2 protein-coding genes are annotated in these 5139 nt (G+C 73.4%); both read right to left on the reverse strand.

What is annotated here, in order from left to right:
• Positions 1-1835, reverse strand: a 1835-nt coding sequence (locus ACGF5T_RS35980; RefSeq protein WP_392890345.1) for a type I polyketide synthase, incomplete at its 3' end; no start/stop codon positions are given.
• Between the two features lie 43 nt (positions 1836-1878).
• Positions 1879-5139 (reverse strand): SDR family NAD(P)-dependent oxidoreductase (locus ACGF5T_RS35985; RefSeq protein ID WP_392890347.1); only part of this gene is annotated, 3261 nt, incomplete at its 5' end.

Below are 5139 nucleotides of genomic sequence, written 5' to 3' on the forward strand. Positions count from 1 at the left end.
ACCAGCCCCAACACCTCATCCAGCACCTCCGCGAACACCCCACCCCCCGCATACAACTCACGCGCCATACCCACCCACTGCGCCCCCTGACCCGAGAACAACACCCCCACCCCGCGACCTCGCACAGCAGAACCACGCACCACACCATCGACAGACCCCTCACGTGCCCCGGCAGCCACTACCTCCAGCCCCGCCAGCAACTCCTCACGGCCGCGCCCCACCACCACCGCACGCTCACCGAACACCGCACGCGACCCCACCAACGAAGCCGCCACATCCACCGGCTCAGCACCCACCCGCTCCACGAACTCCCGCAACCGCACCGCCTGTGCCCGCAACGCCCCCTCCGACCGCGCGGAAAGCACCCACGAAAGCGGGCCGGCCACCGATCCGTGCCGGTCGGGTCGAAGGCCGTCCGCGTCCTCGTCCTCCGCCGCCTCGACCGGTGCCTCTTCGAGGACGACATGGGCGTTGGTCCCGCTCACACCAAAGGCCGACACGGCGGCGCGCCGCACCCGACCCGACTCCGACGCCGACGGCCAGGACCGGGCCTCGGTCAACAGCTCCACCGCACCCGACGACCACTCCACCTTCGACGACGGAGCATCCACATGCAGCGTCCGCGGCAACGACCCGTGCCGCATCGCCTGCACCACCTTGATCACACCACCCACACCCGCAGCCGCCTGCGCATGCCCGACGTTCGACTTCAACGACCCCAACCACAGAGGATCGCCCTGGCGGTCACGCCCGTACGTCGCCAACAACGCACCCGCCTCGATCGGATCACCGAGCGGGGTGCCGGTGCCGTGCGCTTCGACCGCGTCCACATCGGCGGGCGACAGCCCCGCGTCCGCCAGCGCGTCTCGGATCACCCGCTGCTGGGCGGGCCCGCTGGGCGCGGTGAGGCCGTTGCTCGCACCGTCCTGATTGACCGCACTGCCCCGCACCACCGCCAACACCCGATGACCACGACGGCGGGCATCCGACAGCCGCTCCACCAGCAGCACACCCACACCCTCAGCCCACGCCGTCCCGTCCGCCCCCTCCGCGAACGCCTTGCACCGACCGTCCGCCGCCAGCCCCCGCTGCCGCGAGAACTCCACGAACACCGTCGGCGTCGCCATCACCGTCACCCCACCGGCCAACGCCAGATCACACTCACCCCGCCGCAACGACTGCACCGCCAGATGCAACGCCACCAACGACGACGAACACGCCGTGTCCACCGTCAACGCCGGCCCCTCCAACCCCAACGCGTAGGCAACCCGCCCGGACGCGATGCTGCCGGCGCTGCCGTTCACGAGGTAGCCCTCGTACTCCGGCGGGGCCGAGTCGAACTGCGACCCGTAGTCGTCGTACATCACGCCGGTGAAGACGCCGGTACGGCTGCCGCGCAGCGACGCGGGGACGATCCCGGCCCGCTCCAACGCCTCCCACGACGTCTCCAGCAGCAACCGCTGCTGCGGATCCATCGCCGCCGCCTCCCTCGGCGAGACACCGAAGAACTCCGCGTCGAACTCCGCCGCCGAGTGCAGGAACCCGCCCTCCCGCACGTAACTGCGCCCCAGCGCCTCGGGGTCGGGGTCGTACAGCCCCTCGGCGTCCCAGCCACGGTCGACGGGAAAGGGGGAGATCGCGTCCGTACCGGCCGCCACCAGGTCCCACAGCTCCTCCGGCGACGCCACAGCACCCGGGTAGCGGCAGGCCATGCCGACGATCGCGATCGGCTCTCGGCTCGCCGACTCGACCTCTGCCAGGCGGGACTTGGTCTTGTGCAGTTCGGCGGTGGCACGCTTCAGGTAACTGCGGATCTTGTCGTTCTCGGCGCTCATTGCTGCCACCAACTCCTCGGCATGCGGTCGGTCCACGGTGTGGTCACAGCTGCTCGTCCAGGAAAGCGAAGATCTCGTCGTCGGTCGCCTCGTCGAGCCGGTCCGTCACGGTCGCTCCCGCGCCGTCGGCGTCGCCGGGTGCGGCGGTGCGACCGCGGGGGGCGGTGCCGTTCCGCCCAGGGGTGTCGAGCACGGACAGCAGTCCGACGAGCCGCTCCCGTACCTCGGCGCGGCGGGCGTCGTCCGCATCCAGCAGGGCGACCGCCCGCGTGAGGTCGCCGATCCCCGCCAGCGCCGCGTCCGCGGGCGGGGCTCCGGCCGGACGGGGCAGCTCCCCGTCGATGTGCTCCGCCATGGCCTTCGGCGTGGGGTGGTCGAAGGACAGCGTGGTCGGCAGCCGCAGGCCGACCAGCCGGCTGAGCCGGTTGCGCAGCTCCACCGCCGCCAGGGAGTCGACGCCGATCTCCCGGAAGGGTCGTTCGGGCTCGATCTCGGCTGCCGACGCGTACCCGAGGACCTCGGCGACCTGTTCGGCGACGAGGTCCAGGACGGCCGCGGACCGCTCAGCCGGGTCGAGCGCCACCATCTCCGCGATACGTCCGGCACCGGGGTCGGCCTCCTTGCCGTGCCGATCGGCCGCCGCGGGGGCGCCGGTTGCGGCGTGGCGGCGCGGGGCGGCGGGCAGCAGGCCGCGCAGCAGGGGGGACATCGTGGCCGCGCCGCGCTCCTTCGCCGTGCGGCGCAGGGCTGCCCGGTCGAGGAGGAGGGGGACGAGGACGGCGGGTCCCTCCCGGTGGCCGGTCAGCGCCAGGTCGAGCAGTTCGAGCCCCTGCTCCGGGGATATCGCGGCGATGCCGTCCCGGCGCAGTACGCGCAGGGCCAGGTCGTCGAGGCCCCCCGCCATGCCGGTCTGCTCGTCCCACAGGCCCCATGCCAGGGACACAGCGGGCAGTCCGGCCGCCCGTCGGGCTTCCGCGAACGCGTCGAGTACCGCGTTGGCGGCGGCGTAGGAGCCCTGCCCGGGGCGGCCCAGGAGCCCGGCGGCGGCAGAGAACAGGACGAACGCGCGCAGCGGACGGTCGAGAGTCGCCTCGTGGAGGTTCCGCACGGCGTCGGCCTTGGGCCGCAGCACGGTGTCGAGCCGCTGCCGGGTCAGGCCGGTCAGGGCGCCGTCGTCCAGCACGCCCGCGGTGTGCACCACACCGGTCAGCGGGTGTTCCGGCGCCACCTCGGCGACGGCCTTCCGTAAAGCCTCACTGTCGGTGAGGTCGCAGGCCAGGAAGGTGGCCGTGACACCGAGGCCGGTGAGTTCCCGTTCCAGTGGGCCGGCCTCCGGGGCGTCCGGTCCACGCCTGCTGACCAGGAGCATGTGGCGTACGCCGTACCGACGTGCCAGGTGCGGAGCGACGCGCCGTCCCAGGGCGCCGGTGCAGCCGGTGATCAGTACGGTGCCCTCCGGGTCGAACACGGAGTCCGTGGCGGGGCCGTCGGGACCGGGCGCGGTGGCCGGTGCCTCCGTCGCTGCCGGGGCCGCTGCCGGCGCCGGAGCGGTCGTCGCCGTCGGCGGGGCCATCGGGACGAGGGCCGGTGCAAGCAGCTCGCCTGCCCGCAGGGCGAGTTGCGGCTCGTACGATGCCAGGGCTCGCGGCAGCGCCGTACGGGACTCGGGCGAATCGTCCATGTCGAGGAGGGTGAAGCGGTCCGGGTACTCGGACTGCGCGGAGCGGAGCAGCCCCCACAGGGCCGCGCCCGCCAGGTCCGGCACCTCACCGGGACCGGCCGCCACCGCCCCCCGGGTCAGGACGATCAACCGGGAGTCCGCCAGCCGTTCGTCCTCGACCCACTCCCGGACCAGGGCCAGGCCGCGCCCGAGGGCGACACGTACGGGGTCGTCGTCCCAGCCGTCACCCCTACGGGCGGGAGCACCCTCGTCCGGCGGCACCACGGGTATCTCGTCGAGCGGGGTGTCCACCGGCGACACGACCACCAACCCGGGCACGGGGGTCCCCGCCGCCACAGACGTGCGCAGGGCGGTGAGGTCCGCGTGGGCGGCGGGCTCCGCGACCGTCTCGGCCGTGGCAGCCCCGAGCACGGTCCAGCCCTGGGCGCCGGAGACCTCGATCGCATACGGAAGCGGCTGCCAGTCGACGCGGTACAGCGGTTCCGGCGTCTCCTCCTTCCCCAGGGCCACCGGGCGCAGCAGCAGCGCACCGAGGGTGAGGACGGGGCCGCCCGTCGGATCGGCGGCCTGTACGGAGAAGGCGGATGCGGTGCCGCCGACCTCGGGTGCCAGCCTGACGCGGAGCGTCTCGGCTCCGGTGGCGTGGAGCGCGATGTCCTGCCAGGAGAAGGGCGCCAACGTGGTGCCGCCGGTGTCGGGCAGCAGCCCGCCGGCGCGCCACGGGTGGAGGGCGGCGTCGAAGAGGGCCGGATGGATGCCGAAACCGTCACCGGTCGCGCCCGCGCCCCCCGCGGGCCGCCGCACCTCGGCGAAGAGTTCGTCGCCGAGACGCCACACGCCGGACAGCGCGGTGAAGGCCGGGCCGTAGCCGTAGCCGTCCGCGGCGAACCCGTCGTACAGCTCCTCGACGTCGATCGGTTCGGCACCCGCCGGTGGCCAGGCCCCGGCAGCCCAGGCCATGTCGGCTGCGGCCGGCTCCGCGGAGGAGAGCACGCCTTCCGCGTGCCTGGTCCACTCCGGTTCCTCACCGTCCCGTCCGGCGCCCTCCGGGCGTGCGGCAACGGCCACGGCACGCCGTCCCTGCTCGTCGGCCGCCTCGACCAGCACCTGGACGTGCAGTCCGCCGCGCTCGGGGAGGAGCAGGGGCGCGTGGAGCGTCAGTTCCTCGACCCCTCCGCCGCCCACCTCTTCGACAGCCCGCAGCAGCAGGTCGGCGATCGCCGTGCCGGGCAACAGCACCGTGCCGGAAATGGCGTGGTCGGCCAACCACGGGTGGGCGGAGAGTGACACCCTGCCGGTGAGGAGCAGCGCGCCGGAACCGGCTATCGGCGTGGCACCGCTGAGGAAGGGATGGTCCTTCCACTCCAGGCCGAAGCGCGCGGCTGCCGAGGTGCCGGTCGAACCGGTCGCCGAACCGGTCGCCCAGTAGCGGGTGTGTTGAAAGGGGTAGGTGGGGAGGTCGATGCGTCGGCCATCACCGCTGCCCGTGTGCAGGGCGCTCACGTCCAGGTCGGCGTCGCGGGTGAAGACCGTCGCCACCGCCGCCTCGAACACCTCCCGCTCCGGACGACCCCGACGCATCACCGGCACCACCACCACATCGTCACCGGTCTCGTCGAGGCA

It is taken from the genome of Streptomyces sp. NPDC047853, assembly GCF_043204535.1.
Lineage (GTDB): Bacteria > Actinomycetota > Actinomycetes > Streptomycetales > Streptomycetaceae > Streptomyces.